This is a genomic window from Acidimicrobiales bacterium (genome assembly GCA_035533095.1).
Taxonomy (GTDB): domain Bacteria; phylum Actinomycetota; class Acidimicrobiia; order Acidimicrobiales; family Palsa-688; genus DATLUM01.
Map to the genome: position 1 here is coordinate 1 of DATLUM010000003.1, position 16,079 is coordinate 16,079.

Annotated in this window: 17 protein-coding genes; 5 read left to right on the top strand and 12 right to left on the bottom strand. The window is 66.8% G+C overall.

Annotation, left to right across the window (positions count from 1 at the left end; translation table 11 throughout):
• Nucleotides 1-698 precede the first annotated feature (698 nt).
• From VNF71_00200 to VNF71_00210, 3 genes are all read right to left on the bottom strand, one after another.
• Nucleotides 699-1,394, bottom strand: coding sequence for a VIT1/CCC1 transporter family protein (locus VNF71_00200; GenBank protein ID HVA72970.1), 696 nt, complete (start codon nucleotides 1,392-1,394; stop codon nucleotides 699-701).
• Nucleotides 1,395-1,461: 67 nt separating this feature from the next.
• A complete protein-coding gene (locus VNF71_00205) occupies nucleotides 1,462-2,058 on the bottom strand; it encodes a DUF4389 domain-containing protein (protein ID HVA72971.1) in 597 nt (198 codons plus the stop codon).
• Between the two features lie 138 nt (nucleotides 2,059-2,196).
• Nucleotides 2,197-3,279, bottom strand: a complete 1,083-nt coding sequence (locus tag VNF71_00210) for a trypsin-like peptidase domain-containing protein (GenBank protein ID HVA72972.1) — start codon at nucleotides 3,277-3,279, stop codon at nucleotides 2,197-2,199.
• Nucleotides 3,280-3,384: 105 nt separating this feature from the next.
• On the opposite strand from VNF71_00210, the gene VNF71_00215 reads away from it, so the two are divergent.
• Entirely contained in the window at nucleotides 3,385-4,107 is a 723-nt protein-coding gene (locus VNF71_00215) for a hypothetical protein (GenBank protein HVA72973.1), read from the top strand.
• Here the strand turns inward: VNF71_00215 and VNF71_00220 are convergent.
• The 4 genes from VNF71_00220 to VNF71_00235 are packed head-to-tail and all read right to left on the bottom strand — an operon-like array spanning nucleotide 4,091 to nucleotide 7,519.
• A complete protein-coding gene (locus VNF71_00220) occupies nucleotides 4,091-4,792 on the bottom strand; it encodes a glycerol-3-phosphate acyltransferase (GenBank protein ID HVA72974.1) in 702 nt (233 codons plus the stop codon). The genes VNF71_00215 and VNF71_00220 overlap by 17 nt on opposite strands.
• Before the next feature lie 2 nt (nucleotides 4,793-4,794).
• Nucleotides 4,795-5,655 (bottom strand): DegV family protein, encoded by an 861-nt coding sequence (locus VNF71_00225; GenBank protein HVA72975.1) that lies wholly within the window; start codon nucleotides 5,653-5,655, stop codon nucleotides 4,795-4,797.
• A 45-nt stretch (nucleotides 5,656-5,700) separates the two neighbouring features.
• Nucleotides 5,701-6,633, bottom strand: a complete 933-nt coding sequence (locus tag VNF71_00230) for a lysylphosphatidylglycerol synthase transmembrane domain-containing protein (protein HVA72976.1) — start codon at nucleotides 6,631-6,633, stop codon at nucleotides 5,701-5,703.
• Nucleotides 6,634-6,673: 40 nt separating this feature from the next.
• Nucleotides 6,674-7,519 carry an alpha/beta hydrolase gene (locus VNF71_00235; protein HVA72977.1) on the bottom strand — a complete coding sequence of 282 codons (846 nt, stop codon included), beginning with the start codon at nucleotides 7,517-7,519 and terminating at the stop codon, nucleotides 6,674-6,676.
• Nucleotides 7,520-7,815: 296 nt separating this feature from the next.
• On the opposite strand from VNF71_00235, the gene VNF71_00240 reads away from it, so the two are divergent.
• The 3 genes from VNF71_00240 to VNF71_00250 all read left to right on the top strand — a co-directional run bounded on the left by VNF71_00240 (nucleotide 7,816) and on the right by VNF71_00250 (nucleotide 10,526).
• Nucleotides 7,816-8,226 carry an STAS domain-containing protein gene (locus VNF71_00240; GenBank protein HVA72978.1) on the top strand — a complete coding sequence of 137 codons (411 nt, stop codon included), beginning with the start codon at nucleotides 7,816-7,818 and terminating at the stop codon, nucleotides 8,224-8,226.
• A gap of 193 nt (nucleotides 8,227-8,419) precedes the next feature.
• Nucleotides 8,420-9,247 carry a methyltransferase domain-containing protein gene (locus VNF71_00245; GenBank protein ID HVA72979.1) on the top strand — a complete coding sequence of 276 codons (828 nt, stop codon included), beginning with the start codon at nucleotides 8,420-8,422 and terminating at the stop codon, nucleotides 9,245-9,247.
• 79 nt (nucleotides 9,248-9,326) lie between these two features.
• A complete protein-coding gene (locus VNF71_00250; GenBank protein ID HVA72980.1) occupies nucleotides 9,327-10,526 on the top strand; it encodes a hypothetical protein in 1,200 nt (399 codons plus the stop codon).
• Here VNF71_00250 and VNF71_00255 read toward each other — a convergent pair.
• Nucleotides 10,471-11,127 (bottom strand): TetR/AcrR family transcriptional regulator, encoded by a 657-nt coding sequence (locus VNF71_00255; GenBank protein ID HVA72981.1) that lies wholly within the window; start codon nucleotides 11,125-11,127, stop codon nucleotides 10,471-10,473. The two genes, VNF71_00250 and VNF71_00255, sit on opposite strands and share 56 nt — an antisense overlap.
• A gap of 147 nt (nucleotides 11,128-11,274) precedes the next feature.
• Here VNF71_00255 and VNF71_00260 point away from each other — a divergent pair, with 147 nt between their 5' ends.
• Nucleotides 11,275-13,221, top strand: a complete 1,947-nt coding sequence (locus VNF71_00260) for a kelch repeat-containing protein (GenBank protein ID HVA72982.1) — start codon at nucleotides 11,275-11,277, stop codon at nucleotides 13,219-13,221.
• 33 nt (nucleotides 13,222-13,254) lie between these two features.
• Here VNF71_00260 and VNF71_00265 read toward each other — a convergent pair whose 3' ends face one another.
• From VNF71_00265 to VNF71_00280, 4 genes are all read right to left on the bottom strand, one after another.
• The gene (locus tag VNF71_00265) at nucleotides 13,255-13,821 is read right to left on the bottom strand and encodes an HD domain-containing protein (protein HVA72983.1); all 567 of its coding nucleotides are present in this window, start codon (nucleotides 13,819-13,821) and stop codon (nucleotides 13,255-13,257) included.
• Nucleotides 13,822-13,866: 45 nt separating this feature from the next.
• On the bottom strand, nucleotides 13,867-14,361 hold the full coding sequence (locus tag VNF71_00270) for a carbonic anhydrase (protein ID HVA72984.1): 495 nt from the start codon (nucleotides 14,359-14,361) through the stop codon (nucleotides 13,867-13,869).
• A 154-nt stretch (nucleotides 14,362-14,515) separates the two neighbouring features.
• A complete protein-coding gene (locus VNF71_00275; GenBank protein HVA72985.1) occupies nucleotides 14,516-15,391 on the bottom strand; it encodes a maleylpyruvate isomerase family mycothiol-dependent enzyme in 876 nt (291 codons plus the stop codon).
• Entirely contained in the window at nucleotides 15,392-16,078 is a 687-nt protein-coding gene (locus tag VNF71_00280; GenBank protein HVA72986.1) for a DsbA family protein, read from the bottom strand.
• Between the last annotated feature and the right edge of the window lies 1 nt (nucleotide 16,079).

Here is a 16,079-nt window from a genome sequence, read left to right on the forward strand (position 1 = left end):
CCCGGCGCCGCCGGCGTGCCCACATGCCGAACGGGATGGTACTTGTCACCGTGACGAGCGCCTCCCGTACACGGAGGCTGTCGAAGCAGACAACTGATCCTCCCATGGAGCCGACTGCGCCTGACATCCATGCCGATTGTCCGACGTCGCTCTTCAGGCAATGCCACGCGGCTGGCGCGGGCCGCGGCGGCGCCGACTAGATCGCCCATACCGCCCGGGAGGCGAGTCAGTTCTCGCTCGTGAGTACTTGGCGCAAGCGCTCGAGCAGAAAGTCTTCATCGGTTGGGTTGGTGGCGACGTCGAGCACCTTCCTGCGACTCGTGGGTCCACGAACCAGCGTGACTGAGCCGCGGGGTACACCGAGAGCGTCCGCGACGGCCGCGAGCGCTGCCCGAGTCGCTCTGCCACTCTCGGCGGGTGTAGCGACGCGTACCACCAAAGCGCCATCGTGGGTTCCACCGACCCGGGTCCGCGACGAATTCGGTCGGACGTGGATCTCCAGCCGCACGGGGCTCAGTCTGCCCTCAAACACCAATGGTTGGTCGCGCTCGAAACGTCCGGCGGCCTGGTGACACACCTACTCCCGGGGCGATCTGAGAAGTCGTCCCAGAGCACGCGCTCCATCATCGTCGATCCACGTCAAGGGGTGAGAGTGCGGCATGGCCGACACCTACCCGGGTGGTACCCGCCGCCCCGGGTCAGGTCCCGGCTCCGAATAGGAAGCCGATGCCGTAGGTCACTGCCATCGCTACGGCGCCGCCTGCGCCGACTCTCAGGGTGGCCCGCAGTCGTCGGGCGCCGCCCAGCAGAGCGCCTAGCGCGCCCAAGGCGCACAGGGCGGCCAAGGTGATCGCGGCGATCACCGCCATACGAGATCCGGCTGGGCCGATCGCGGCAGTTAGGAGCGGGATGGCGGCTCCGACCGCAAAGCTGGCCGCCGAGGCGGCTGCCGCCTGGAATGGTTTGGCCGCGGTGGACGGCGTGTGGCCGAGTTCGTCGCGAAGGTGCGCGCCGAGCGGATCGGACGCGTGTAGGGAGGCTGCTACTTGGGCAGCTAGTTCGGGGGGTAGGCCGCGGGCCTGGTATAGGGAGGTCAGCTCGCGTAGTTCTGCTTCCGGGTCCTGGGCCAGTTCTGATCGTTCGCGAGCGCGATCCGCCCGTTCGGTGTCAGCCTGGGCGCTGACCGATACCCACTCGCCGATGGCCATGGCCATCGCCCCGGCGCTCAGTGCGGCGACACCGGCGGTAAGGATCGAGTTGCGAGACGCTCCCGACGCCGCGACCCCGATCAGCAGGGCGGCGGTGGAGACCAGGCCGTCGTCCGCGCCCAGGACGGCAGCACGCAGCCAACCGGAGCGCTGTGACCGGTGGCGCTCGATCGTCGCAGCAGTCACCGACGGGCCCGCGGTTCGTCGGTGGTCGCAAGGTTGGTGGCACCCACGACATGGCTCCCGTAGCCGGTCAGGCGGCCAGGTGGAATGGTGGGTATTCGTCGGTGAGCAGTCCTGCGTATGCCTCGACCCGCAGGGCGTAGCGGTAGACGCCGACCAGGTAATTCCGAAGGCTCTCGGGGTACTCGCCGGTGAAGAGCACCGTGACGAACCCTCCAACCAGCGCGAACACCGCTCCGATCGCGAGCACGGCCAGCACCACATAGTGCGGGATGGCCAGGAACCACTTGTAGAGCGGCTTCCAACGGTCGAGATGCTCCGGGTAGGCGATGCTCAGCGTGGTGTGCGGTTCGACCCCGTCATCTGTCGCGGTCGGATCGAAATCGAATGGCGGGTAGTCCTCATGGAGGAACAGCGCGTAGCTGAACGCCCGCCACTCGTAGCGGTATGTGGTAGCGATCATGTCGAACAACGGCTTCGGGATGCGTTCGGTAAACAACACCGTGAAGAGACTGATCAGGATCAGGATCTCCCGCAGGCTTCGCAGAGCGCTGGCGATCATGAGCTGGGGAACTGCCAGCAACCACTGCACCAATGGCTTCCACCAGGTGACGTGGCGATCCCCGTGGAACTCCAGCTGCGCCGGGTATGGGGCGGATATTGACATCGCGACCTCCTGCAGGGCTGCCCAAGGAATGGCGAGCCCTCAACGCATCATGTGGTCGTGCGGCTTGTTCGTGTCAGGGGCGAAGGGCACATCTTCAGGTCGCGAATCTGAGGGCTCTCGGTCGGACCGCGGGATCGTTCATCCCTGGAGTTGGCTGAGCACGGCGGTGACGGTGCGTTTGGTTCCGCTCTGGCTGACCAGGTCGACTGTGACCGTCTTGCCCGGTGCGAGTTGGGCCAGGATGGCCTGCATCTCGGTGAGCGAGGTGACCTTGTTACCGTCGACGGCGGTGATGAGTTCGCCGGGAACGATCCCTGCGGTGGCTGCGCTGCCTCCCGCTGTGACGCTGACAACTATGGCGCCGACCCGCTGTCCGTTCTGGTCGACGGCGTCGGCCGCGGCGATGTCGAGTGAAGCTCGGTCGCTGCGGGTGACCCGGCCTGAGCTGATGAGTTGGGCGGCGATCAGCTTGACGGTGTTGGAGGGGATGGCAAAGCCGATCCCCGGTATGGTGCCTCCTCCTTGTTGATCGGCGGCCGCCAGGGTGGGGATGCCGATGACTTCCCCGGCCAGGTCGACCAACGCTCCGCCGCTGTTGCCGGGATTGATCGCTGCGCTCGTCTGGATGGTGGAGGGGAGCACGACGCCGTTTCCTTCGCTGACCGGCCGGCCGTTGTAGCTGACGATTCCGTCGGTCACGGAGCTGGAAAGGCCCAGCGGGTTGCCGACAGCGAAGACGATGTCGCCTATCTGTAATGCGTCCGAATCGCCGAACGTCGCGGCGGCAAGGTTGCTGGCACCTTTGACCTTGATGACTGCCAGGTCGTCGGGGGCGTAGCTCCCGAGCAGAGTGGCCGGCAACCGATCACCGTTGAGGAGCTGCACCGTAAAGGTGGTGGCCGAGCCGACGACGTGGGCGTTGGTGACGATATCGCCTGCGTTGTCGTAGATCACCCCGGACCCGAGCCCGCTGGAGGTCGATATCTGTACGACCTGGGGGCGAACCTTCGCCACTACCGCCACGAAGGCCTGCTCTAGCTCGGATGCCGCTCTGCTGACGTTGGGCGACGCCGATTGGGTCGGGGTGGCGGTCGTCGTCGGGGACTGCAATGGGGTCGGGCCGCTTGACGCGCACGCTGCTACTAAGCCGGTGAGGGCCACCAGCATCATCGAACTGATGACGCCATGAAGGTACGCCTTGCGCCTGAAGCGATGTGCCACTGGTTCAACGATGCCTGTGCAGGTCGGTTGTCAACCAGGGCCGAAGGTCACCGAAACCTCTTCAGTCGGCCAGGTCGAGAGAAGCATCTGGCCGATCGAGCAGCCATGAAGGCGAGAGCGACCGGCGAGCAGGCGCCGGAGGAGTCTCTGGTGGGTGTCCCAGACGGGGCGCGCGACCAACCCGCCGAAGGCGTTGGTTATGGTCTAGGAGTGCTGCGGGCGGGACTTCGCATGCTCTGGCGGGCGCTGCCGGTTATCGGTACGACGACCGTCGTGCCGCTGCTGCTCTTCTACATTGCTATGGCCGCCGGATCCGTAGCGTGGGGGATCGGCGTGTCGGTGGCCTACGCGTACCTGACCGCCGGCTACCAGTACCTCCGCAGGCGCCGGGTGAGCGGCATGTTGCTCATGACGGTCCTGCTCGTGACCTTGCGTGCGGTGGGCGCGATTGCGTCCGGGCACGTGTTCGTCTACTTCGTGCTGCCTGTCGCAGAAACCGGCGTGTTCGGGCTTTTGTTCCTGGCGACGATGGCGACCAAGGAGCCCCTGATCGTCCGTCTCGCGCGTGACATGGTCCCTCATCTGGCGGATGACTTGGCGGGCCGGCGTGGCCTGGTCACCCGGCTGTCGCTGGTGTGGACGATCACCTACCTGGCCAGCGGGGCTACAACGCTGCTCATGTTGCTCTCGTTCTCCCTACCGGTGTACCTGGGCGCGCACCAACTCGCCGGCTGGATGTGGGTGGCCGCCGGGATCGGTGCCTCAGTGATGCTGTGCCGACGCCACGGGAGCGGGCTGCTCTCGGCGGCCTTCAGCTCTTTGGCCTGAACCCCCCGACGGACCCACCGGGCGCCGTCGGTGACGCCGCAACGTGGCGCTGCTGCGCCGGTCGGTCGCAATCGAACAGCAGCCGGTGCACGTAGGAGCGCATGTCGCGCCTGGGAGGCGGGAAGTTACCCGCCAGACGTTTGGCAGCGAGTGGCAGCGCGAGTGAGGTTCCGAGGAGAAGCCCGTCGCGTCCCCGGCTCTTCCAGAGGACGAGGGGCAGCGCACCGATCGCGAGCGCGCAACCGGCTCCGGACTGTCGGGCAAGCCGGCCACCGCCCAGCCCTGCTCCGAGGACGACGGCGCCTTCGGGCGCAGTGGCGAGACAAGCTCCCAACGCCACCGACACGCCTCGGCCCCCTTGAAGCCGCAGAAACGGCGACCAGTTGTGACCGGCGACCGCGGCGAACGCTGCGAGCGCTCCGAGGCGGGCGCCGCGCCTACGCGCCAGAAGCGGAACTGCAGCACCCTTGGCAAGTTCCATGCAACCGACTACGGCGAGGGGACCGAAACCGGCTACCTGGTGCAGGCTGGTGCCCGAGACGGTCCCGGTGCCGACATTCCTCAGGTCCACACCCTCGAGCCGCCGGGCGGCGATATTGGTGAACGGGGTCGAGCCCAGCAGGTAGGAGGCGACGATCAGCACAGGCGCTGGCAGGCGCCGGCAAGGGCCCTTGCGGCGTTTCATACTCAGGAACCGGTTTCCGGCTCCCACCACCAAGCGAGTCCCCGCAGGTCCGGACCGGTGTGAGCGACCATCGCCGGACCGAACGGAGCGGCGAAACGAGTGACCGGCTCGACGACCTCGCAAACCGCAGCCAGCAGCTTCTCCGCTTCCTCCGGCGCTCCCACGTGCAGGCCGGCAACGTGGAGCCGGTGCCCCGGCCGCTTCGACTTTCGCCACGAGGAGATCATGAGATCGAACGCCGCGTTCGGCGAGAACACCGGCCGCATCGGCCGGACGTTGCCTCGGCGCAGCTCGAATACCGGGCGGACCCCGACGGCGTTGCCGATCGCACCCAGAGGGCTTGGAACCCGTCCTCCCCGGATCAGGTACGTGAGATCGCCGACCTCTGCAACGAGCCGCACCCGGCGTCGCGCTTCGGACGCGGACCGGATGACTTCGTCGAACGGTGCGCCGTCGATCGCCGCCTGTGCGGCTGCCAGGACGACGAGACCTTCAGCGCCGGCAGCCGTTCCGCTGTCGATCACCTCCACCCGGGCATCGGTCATACCGGCGGCAAGCCGCGCCGAGTCACCGGTACTCGAGAACGACCCGCCCACTGTTATGACGACAACCCCTCGGCCCTGGTCCGCTTCTTCGATCGCCGACAGGAAGGCGCCAGGAGTCGGGGCGGCTGTCTTGACCGTCGAGCCTTCGCGAACGAGCCGGGCAACCTCGTCTATCCCGACGCTGTCGTCGGTGCAGGGGACCCCGTCGATGTCCAGTGACAACGGCGCTATCGCGACCCTACAGCTGCTGGCGAGATCCGGCGCGATCGATGCCGCGCTGTCAGTCACGACACCGACCACGATGCCCTCAGTACCCATGCCCGGGAAGCCAGAAACAAAGGGCGGTCACCGCGCACTCCGCCATCATTCGCTCGCCCTCAGGCGGGCGGCTGCCACCCATCCGACGGCGACCAGCAGCCAGAAGCTCAAGCCGCGGTACAGGACGACTGCTGCGGTTGCCGGGGCAGCCGGGAGGTGCGAACGAGCGAGCATCGTGACGAGTCCCCCCTCAACGATACCTAGCCCGCCCGGTGTGATCGGGAGTTCGGCCAGCAATTGTGCGCCCGCATACACCACGAGAAGCGAGCTCCATGGCACGTGGATCCCGATGGCAAGGATCGCGCTGGCCAGAACGAACGTGTCGAGAATCCAGTTCGCCACGGCCGCTGACGCGCCGAGAGCCCAGACCCGAGGCTCCGGTCGGATGTCCTTCATCTCGGCGACCGCCTTCTGTGCGCGGTACAGCCGGGTCTGTATTGAGTCCGGAGCGTGCCGCTGCGTGAGGCGAATGGCCCGGTCCACGAGCTTCCCGAGAAGCTCGGTGCGCTGGAACAGCAAGGCCGCCAGCGCGGCGCCCACCATCACAATCGCCAGCGGGCCGACCAGGATGTCGCGTAGCTCGCCGCCGACCACCACAGACCCTACGAAAGCGACCAGGGTCAGGGCTGCGAACGCGATGGCCCCGGCGGACAATTCCGCCCACGCGGCACCAACCCTGCTGGCCCCCACACGTCGATACTGGCGGAACACGTATCCCTCGGCGACGAGCACGCCCGCCGGGATCGACATCGCAACCGCGTTCGAGGCCAGCGTTATAGGGATCATGCGCGGAAAAGACACGGCCGTACCGGTGGCATCGATCAGCCGCTGCTGGAGCAGCGAGAGCGAGAGGATCGACAGAGCCTCGGCTGCGCCGCCGGCGAGCAACCACTCCCAATGGACGCCTACGACGAGGGATCCGACCGCGGCGAGTTTCGGGATCCTGCGTATGACGAACACGGCAGCCAGGGCCACCATGACGATTTCGAAGGCCCGCCTCGCCCAGAAGCGCCACCCTCTATGCCGATTCGGCACGGAACGGTGTCGGCAGCTCGGTTCCCTCCGGACGGGGACCGCAGCGACTCGCCTGCACCCCCAGGACGTGCTCGCATGCCTCCAGGAGGACCGATGCAAAGTGGTCTGGGTCACTCAGGCAAGCGCTGTGCCCTCCGGACATCTCGAACACTCTTGCACCGCAGACACCTGCAAGATGGGCTTGCCTGTCGGTCGGGACGTGAACGTCGTCTGCCGTCAGGAGCACCGCCATCGGTGCCTGTATCTCTCCGATCCACTCGCTGGCATCGTAGGTAGCCAGATCCGCGGCAAGGTAGAGCACGTTGCTCCAGCGGTGGCGCCTCATCAAGGGCAACGCCCATCGTTGGAACCCGTCCCATCCGTATAGAAGTCGCATGATGGCTTCAGCGACCACAGCGGAGACCGCATCGGGCAGCATCGAGGCGAACCTGCAGATCCCGTTGAAGATCCGGGTCCAGCGCGCCGTGATCGGGACGGCCGTAAAGCGCGCTGCCGATGCGCACAGCACCACTCCTGCGACCAGGTCATCGTGTTCACGGGCGAGACGCTGGGCGACAGCGCCACCGAGCGAGTACCCCACCACCGCCGCTGGCGCCAGGTCCAGCGTGCGGATGAGCGCTGCCACGTCCTCGACGACGTCGTCGAGGCTCGCCTTGCGCCCGTGTCGTGGTCCGAGGCCGTGGCCTCGCAGGTCGGGCGCGACCGCCCGGAAGTGCTCACCGAGGAGACCGAACACGCCGTACCAGGTGATGTCCGCGGTGGACGTCCAGCCGTGCAGAAGCACGACAGCAGGGGCGCCGGGGCGCCCCGGGGCCTCGCGGACGAACATTTCGCCTCGGGAGCCAACATCGACGAGACGACCTGCGGGGAGCCGCCAGTCGTCCGGCTTGGCTGTCATACCCGCGGGTTCCCGATCGCCGTTACCTCCTGGCCCTTTCGACTGGCCTGACTCGACCCGGGCTTGCGCTGGACCGACCCACCTAACCCCTCTTTACCGGACATACCCGCAACATCCCTTCGGCATGCAGGGGCCCGAGAACGCTATTCGTGCCCACGCCGACACTGCATTTCCGATATGAATCTTCGCCTATTGAACCGCAGCCGGAGTACCGAGAAGCTGAAGACATGCCCTCCGGTGATACGGGCGCGCCCGGCGACCAGCCGAGTAGAGACTTGACGACCAACGTCGAGGAACTGCGTGATGTCTCGATCGTGCACGTGGCGGGCGAAATCGACATCAGCACCGTGGGCGACCTCGAATCGGCCATCGAGCGCGCCCGGGCCCACGCCGGACCGGGCGGTGCAGCGAGCGGCGTGGTCGTCATCGACCTGCGGGGCGTCACCTTCCTGGGGGCGGAAGGGTTGAGGAGTCTCGTCAGCGCCCAGAACCGGATAGCCGAGTCCGGCGGGTCGATGCGGGTGGTGGCGCCTGCAGGCGGCGGGATCATCCGGCGACTTCTCGACCTGAGTGGTGTCGGGGCCCTCCTGGACCTGTTCGAGACGATCGAGTCAGCTGTTCCTGCCGACCGGGACTGAACTCTGGTCCTGGTCGCTTGGGGGCCATCGAGCTGGCGGTGAGCACGAGCCTTCGGGGTAATCCAGACCCGGATGCTGGCGACACAAACGAGGCTCAAGCGTGCGGCTCAAACCGTTGCTGGAGTACCGCATGGCCGGCGCGATCGGCGGGCACGCCCAGCCGGGGCTGTGCAGTTAGGCTCACAGCCTTAGAATGGGTGAGCGAAGCGGAAGCGCAGCAGCCGCCTGGCGGCAGGCGCTCGAAGCGTGGGCCATCCCTCCTGAAATACTCGCCCGAGCTCCAGAGTCGCCGTGGGGATGCCCGAGAGCACTCTTCGAGAGAGCTGCGGCACATGCCCTTGCCACCACCACCGAGAGCCCGTCACGAGCGCGCGCCCGCGAGGCACTGCCACCGGGAGGATCGGTGTTGGATGTCGGCGCTGGCGCAGGCGCGGCCAGCTTGCCGCTCGTTCCGCCCGCGAGGACAGTGTTCGCAGTGGACGTGAGCGATGAGATGCTCCACGCCTTCGTGCAGGGAGCTGAGCGGGTGGGCGCCGAACACCGCGAGATCAAAGGCCAGTGGCCGGATACGGAGATAGAAGCGCCGGTGACGGACGTTGCGGTCTGCCACCACGTCGCCTACAACGTCGCGAACCTGGCCGGACTTTTCGGCGCCCTCGACCGCCACGCAAGACGGAGGGTCGTGGTGGAGCTGACAGAGCGGCACCCCCAAAGCGACCTCAACGATTTGTGGAAGCAGATCCACGGCATCGACAGACCGAGCGTGCCTACCGCAGACGACGCTGCCGCTGTCGCGGCGGAACTCGGGTTCGACGTCCAATTGGAGCGCTTCGAGCAAACGGCCCTCTGGCACGGCTCGGAGCGCGACGAGCGTGTCGCGTTCGCGCGACGGCGTTTGTGCGTCGGATCGGAATACGACCCCTTCATCAGCGAGTGGCTCGCCCGCTCCGGCGAAGAAGTACAGAACCGCAAGCTGGTCACCCTCTGGTGGGACAGCAGGTCCTGGCAGGGCGACTCATGACATGCGGGCGGTCTCACTCTGCGCAACCGCTGCGCAGGATCCGCTTGACCAGAACTCATTTCTAGAAAAAGATTCGAACATGCGTGAATTCGTCCATCCCGCCATCAACGCGCTTCGCGACGCCGGTCCCGAGCTGAAGGCGCAGGCCGCCGTCAACACCGAGGAACGCCGACTGTCGGACGCCACGGCGAAGATCCTCCGGGACACGGGCGCCATGCGCCTGGTTCAGCCGGCACGCTACGGAGGCCTGGAAGCCGACCCGAGAGTGTTCGTCGAGGCGATGATGCTGGCGTCTCAGTTCGACGGCGCTGCCGGGTGGGTCCTCGGAGTGGTAGGGGTTCACAACTGGCACATCGGCCTCTACGCCGACGAGGTGCAGAAGGAAGTCTGGGGTGATGACCACGACACCTGGGTCAGCTCCTCCTACAACTACGTCGGCAAGGCCAGCCGCGTGCAAGGGGGCTTCAGGCTCACGGGACGCTGGTCCTTCTCCTCGGGATGTGAGCATGCCCGATGGGTGTTCGTCGGTGGATTCGTATTCGACGACGAAGGTCGCCCTCTGGAGATGCGCCACTTCCTCCTCCCGCGCCAGGACTACGAGATCGTTGACGTGTGGCACGTCGCCGGGCTGTGCGGCTCCGGAAGCAACGACATCGTCGTCGACGGCGCCTTCGTCCCCGATGCGAGGAGCATGAGCTGGCCCGACCTCAAGGCACACAATTGTCCCGGGACCGAGGTGAACCGGTCCGCGCTGTTCCGGGTGCCGTGGGGATCCATGTTCCTCAACGCGGTGACAGCACCCCTCGTCGGGATGGCCCGGGGGATGCTCGACGAGTCGGTCGCCCTGGTCAAGCAGCGGGTGAGCGGATACGTCCCGCCCGGACCCTCCACGGGGCCTTTCGACGCCAAGCGCATATGGCCGGCTGTCACGATGGCGAGGCTGGCCGAGGCCTCGGCTGAGGTGGACGCGGCAAGAGTGCAGATGCTCGACAACCTCGGCGACGTCTACTCCTACGCCGAGACGGGCGAAGAGGTGCCCCTGGACGTTCGCGCCCGTGCCCGGCGGGACCAGGTGATGGCGGCCAAGAGGGCGACAGACGCCGCCAACTCAATCTTCTCGCTCGCCGGCGGGCGGGGTCTGTCCTTGAAGAGCCCCATTCAGCGGTTGTGGAGGGACGCCCAGGCCGGTGCTCACCACGTAGTGAACGGCGCCGACCAGGCCCTCACTTCTTACGGCGCGTTCCTGATCGGTGAGGAGATCGAAGATCAGCTGGTCTGAGCGCCTCCCAAGCCGTGCCCGACAGCTCGAGAGAGGCGGAGCGAACCGCCGCCTGCGACGGCACGCCCCGGTACAGGGCGGAACGAACCCAGTGGTGCACAGGCCCGATGAGCACCGCGGTGACCGTCTCGAAGGGGAGCTTGCGTAGCTCGCCGCCGGCCATCCGTTTGTCGAGCCATCCCTTCACGACGGCCAGGAACTCGGCGTTCTCGTCGAGAAGCTCGGCGGCGACGTCGTCCGAGCGGTAGCCGGCGAATGGATGCTGCAGCAGGAAGGTCGCCGGGCGGGGATGCCTGACGAGCCAGCGGAGGTGATAGTCGACAGTATCTTTGATCCCGAGTTCAGCACGAGGGTCCGCCGCGAGGATGGCTCCGGCACCGGACTGATAATCGTTGAGCAGGCTGTAATGCAGGGTCGCCAGCAGGAGATCCTTGGATCCGAAGTGATGGTAGAGGGTGCCGACGCTCACGCCGGCACGGGCGCACACCTTTTGGACGAACATTCCGGACTCGCCGGTCTCCACTATCGTGTCGAGGGCAGCCGCGAGGATGTCCGCCCGGCGGCGTAAGGTCTTGCGGGTTCGCCCCCCGGCGGTGACCATTAGAAAAATATTCTAGTTGGGTGCCGTGGCAGGCACTTCCGGTTGGGGCAAGATGCAGATGTGACTCCCGGAGGACGACGAGGTCCGCGTCGCGCGCCAGCGCATCGCCGACCGACACACCAAGATTTTGTCCGCAGGCGCCTGGCGGTGCTGGGTGCGACGGCCCTGGCGGTCGTCGTCGTTGCTGCGGTGCTCACCAACGACTCGTCGAAGGGGTCCCCCAAGGCGAAGACAGCAGGTACCGTCGCCAAGACCAGCCATCCCCCTCAGCTGCAGGTCAGCATCGCCTCGTGGCAGCTCCCGTCCCCGCTGTCGAGGACGGTAGCCCTCTCCGTGGACGGAAACATCGACGTCTTCGGAGGACTCACCGGTACCGGCAACTCGACGACCGGTGCCGTCGTGCAGATAGATCCGGCGAACGGCCACAGCCAGAACGTCGCCACCCTGCCCGTGCCGGTGCACGACGCCGCGGGTGCCGCGATCGGGAGTCGCTACTTCGTGTTCGGGGGAGGGACGACCGCGCTGACGGAATCGGTGCAGTCCTTTTCGCCGGACAGCGCCGCGGGATCGCCTGCGATGTCGGTGGCCGGCCAGCTTCCCGCGAAGCGCGCGGACCTTGCGACAGCTACCGGGCCTGATGGCACCGTCTACATCGCCGGCGGCTACGACGGGGCGAGCTTTTCGCCGGACGTGCTGTCCACGCGCAACGGGACGTCTTTCTCCGTAATTGGAAGGTTGCCGGTCCCGGTCCGCTACCCCGCCGTCGCTGTCACGGCAGGAAAGCTCTGGGTCCTCGGCGGTGAAGCCGCCGGCGGCGGAGAGAGCGACGCCATCCAGACCATCGACCTCAAGACACACGCGGCCACCGTCGCCGCCCATCTCCCGCGGCCCATCTCGCACGCTTCGGCCGCGACTCTCGGCGGCACCGTCTATCTCTTCGGCGGCCGCTCGGGCGGCAACGCACTCGACACCGTCTACAAGCTCGACCCGGTAAAGGCGACTTTTTCGCAAGCAGGCAGTATTCCGCTCCCGATGTCGGACATGTCCGCCGTCGCGTTCGGCGAGACCGTCTACCTCGTCGGCGGGGAAGGCCAGCTCGCCCAACCAGGGCAGTCGGTCATCGTCGCCCGGATGTCCTCTACGACGCCGGCGGCCGCTGCGACGGGGGCAGCTCCCTTCTCCGGCGACCTGTTGATCGCCGATCGCGGCAACGACAGGCTGCTGCTCGTCACGGCCGACAAGAAGGTCCTCTGGGTCTTCCCGAGCCTCCTGCACCCCGCTCCGCCTCAGGGTTTCTACTTCCCCGACGACGCTTTCTTCGCCAAGCACGGCACAGCCATCATCACCAACCAGGAGGACCAGAACACGATCCTCGAGATCGCATACCCGTCCGGGCAGGTCATCGGCAGCTATGGGCACCCGAACCAGCCGGGCAGCTCTCCCGGGTACCTCAACCAGCCCGACGACGCCTACCTGTTGGCCGACGGCAAGATAACGGTCGCGGACGCCAAGAACTGCAGGATCCTGTTCATCAACTCCAACTTCACCTACCTGTCGAGCATCGGCCATACCGGGCGCTGCCAGCACGACATTCCCAACGACGTTGCCTATCCCAACGGCGATACCCCCCTGCAGGACGGCAACTTCCTCGTCTCGGAGATCAACGGCTCCTATATCGACGAGGTGACCATGTCGGGGCAGGTCGTGTGGTCGGTCAAACTGCCGATGATCGGATACGTATCCGATCCCCAGCAGCTGGGGCCCGACCTCTACCTGGTTGCCGACTACTCGAGGCCCGGTGGCATCTACGAGTTCACCCGAGAGGGCCAGATCGTCTGGAGCTACAAGGTCGCCTCCGGCGAGGGCATGCTCGACCACCCCAGTCTCGCCGAGCGCTTGCCCACTGGACTCATCTGTGCCAACGACGACTACCGCGACAGGGTGGTCTGTATCAACCCAACCACCAAGCAGATCGTCTGGCAGTACGGCGACACTGACTCACCCGGCACCGCGCCGGGGATGCTCAAGATCCCCGATGGGTTCGATCTTCTCGCGCCCGACAAGAGCACTCCGACGCACCCGTTCACCGGGTGATTGTCGCCCCGCCGTGAAGGCGTCCAACAGCGGCTAGGGAGCGGGAACGGTCGTCACGAGCCGCGCGCGGACCAGCGGCTCGAAATGCTCGAGGGGCTCGCTCCTGTACTCGGAATCGAACGCCGTCTGGTCGTACTTGGCGCAGAACTCCTCGGTGTACCCGAAGTACGGCGAGTCTCGGTACTGCTCGCGGGTGTTGCGGTCCAGCCCTATGTGATGCCAGAAGTAGTAGCCCTGGAAGATGCCGTGCTTCTCGACCATCCAGTGGTTGGCTTCCGAGACGAACGGCTTGAGGATGTCAGCCGCTATGGAGGGGTGGTTGAACGGGGAGAGCGTGTCGCCGATGTCGTGCAACAGTGCGCAGAGGACGTACTCCTCGTCGCGGCCGTCTCGTTCGGCTCTGGTCGCCGTCTGGAGGGAGTGCTCGAGGCGGTCGACAGGGAACCCGCCGTGGTCGCTCTTGAGATCCCGCAGGAGCATGAGTACCCGGTCGGGCACGAAGCTCTGGGTCACGTTGAGGTGCGGCGAGATGAGCGCCCAGTCCTCCGCGGTGGACTCCTCGAAGGTCTTGAACTTGGCGCGAGGGGCCGAAGTGGTCATGGGTTCGAGGGTACCCCTCGGCCGACCTAAAGAGGTAGAGGCCGCTCAGGCCGGGATCAGCCGCGCCACCAAGCCAGTTTCGACGTCGTAGCGCCACCCCTCGACGGTCGTGCCGGGCGGCAGGCCCCGGCACGAGCGGACGGCTTCCACGTCGTCCACAAGCGCCACATCCGGGTCAGGCATGGACAGCCACGACCAGCCGTTGGTGGCGTCCCGCTGTTGTTGGGACATGGCGTCGGGAACGCTTGCATCGTCGGTACCAGCGAGAGCGCATTTGGTGTGATGCATGACAGCGATCTCTTTCACGCCGAGGAACGTGGCTGCGAGCACCATCGACCGCAGCACGTCGGGGGTAACCCGGCCGCCGGCGTTGCGCAGGATCTTCGCGTCCCCCACCGACAGCCCGAGGATGGATAGTGGGTCGATCCGGGTGTCCATGCAGGTCAGAACGCAGAAGGCCTTGACCGCCCGCGCCTCCATACCGTCGTGAGTGAAACGTGAGGCGTAACCGGCGTTGGCGGCAAGCAACTCGTCGAACATGACCTAGAGCCTTGCAAAACGACAGCCGCGCGCGTAACGCACCGGGGCTGTCCGCCACGATCCAGGCCCGGACCCGCTACGGAATGTCCCAGCAGCTGATCGAGAGTCAGCGCTCGAAGCGCTGATCCGGCCCGTTCGGACTGGGCGGCCGGTGCTAGATGGTGAAGGCGAGGTTGGACACGACTCGCCTTCCGAGCTCGTCGTCACCGGCGATCTCCACACCACCGAGGTCGCCGGATGGGGTACCGCCGAGCAGCCCTCCGGGGTCGACCCGCCCGCACGCCAGGCGGGTGAAGGCGCTCGACGAAAGCACGAGCGTCGTGGCCGGCCCGCCGGTGTCGGGCAAGGTCCGGACCACCTTGGCGCGGCCGTCGACCACGGCGACGTTCAGCTCGCGCTGCACCGGGCCGGTGAGGCGGAAGGTGACCGACTGGCCGGCCGCGAGGCCGACCTTCTTGCCGACCACGAAACCCAGCGCCCGCACGATCTCGTCGACCGATTGCTCTGCCACAGCGCCTGACTCGTGGCCGGGGCGGCCGACGGCGTCACGGATGTCCTGCTCGTGCACCCAGCAGTCGAAAACCCTGATCTGCATGAACCGGCGGTAGTCGGCCTTGCCTACCGGGGTCCACGATTCGGTGGCGAAGTCTTCCTCGCTCATGGCGGCAAGCGCTGCGCGCCTCTCCTTGGTCACGTCGGCGAAATCCGCCAGGACCTCCTTGCGGGCGCGGCCGGCGAGCGCTGCGACCCAGACCTCGTTGAAACCGCCGATGTCGTTGCGCACGTGTTCGGGCCTGCCCGGGTCGACTTCCGGGTTGGGCCTGCCGAGCAGCATCGACTCGGTTCCGATCATGTGCGCGTACTGGGCGGCGACGGTCCAGCCGGGGCAGGGAGTCGGTCGCTGCCAGTCCGCATCGTCGATCTCGTCACCGAGTGCGAGTAACGAGTCCCATTCCTCCGAAAGCTGCGCGGTCAGGTCCGTCCCGCTGCTGCCGGCGACGATCCCCGGTGCGCCACTCGCTTCGGCCATTCAGGCCACCGGCCTTTCGATAGTGCGCCAGTCGCGCGCCTCGATGTAGGGGGTGAAGCTGGCGCCGATGTGGTCCCAGTCGGCGGCGGTCTTCGGGCGTCTCAGCTCGTAGAGGTGCGGGAACTCGGTCCAACCGGCGACCAGGTCCCACAGGCGGCCGGCCTCCTCGCCCCGCGGCGCCGGAGTCACCACCGGCCCGAAGAGGGCGGTCCGCTGAGTACCCGCTTGAAGTACGAGGGTGGGCACGCCGAAGCCGCCGAGGGCGACAGCGGCTTCGTGATCGGCCCGAACGTCGTCGTGGGTCGTCTCGTCGGCGAGCGCCGCGTCGACGAGACCGGGTTCGACGCCGATCTCGGTGAGGACTGCCGCGACCCCCTCCGGGGTGTGGACCTTCACGCCGTCCTCGTGGAGGGCTCTGCCGGCGGCGGCGTAGAAGCGGTCGACAGCGTCATTGCCGTCCAGCCCGCCGGCGCCTCGGCGGAGCAGCGCCGCGACCCGCATCATCGACCAGCCGTACGACCAGTTGCGCTCCCAGGGGTGCTTCTTGCCGTCCTCGCGGTTCACCTCCTCCAACGAGAAGAACCGCCACGTGACCTGGATGTCGCGGACCCGCGCCGCCTCGCGGATCCACTTGCTCGTCTGGTAAGCCCAGGGGCACATGACGTCGAAGTGGAAGTCGACGTTCATC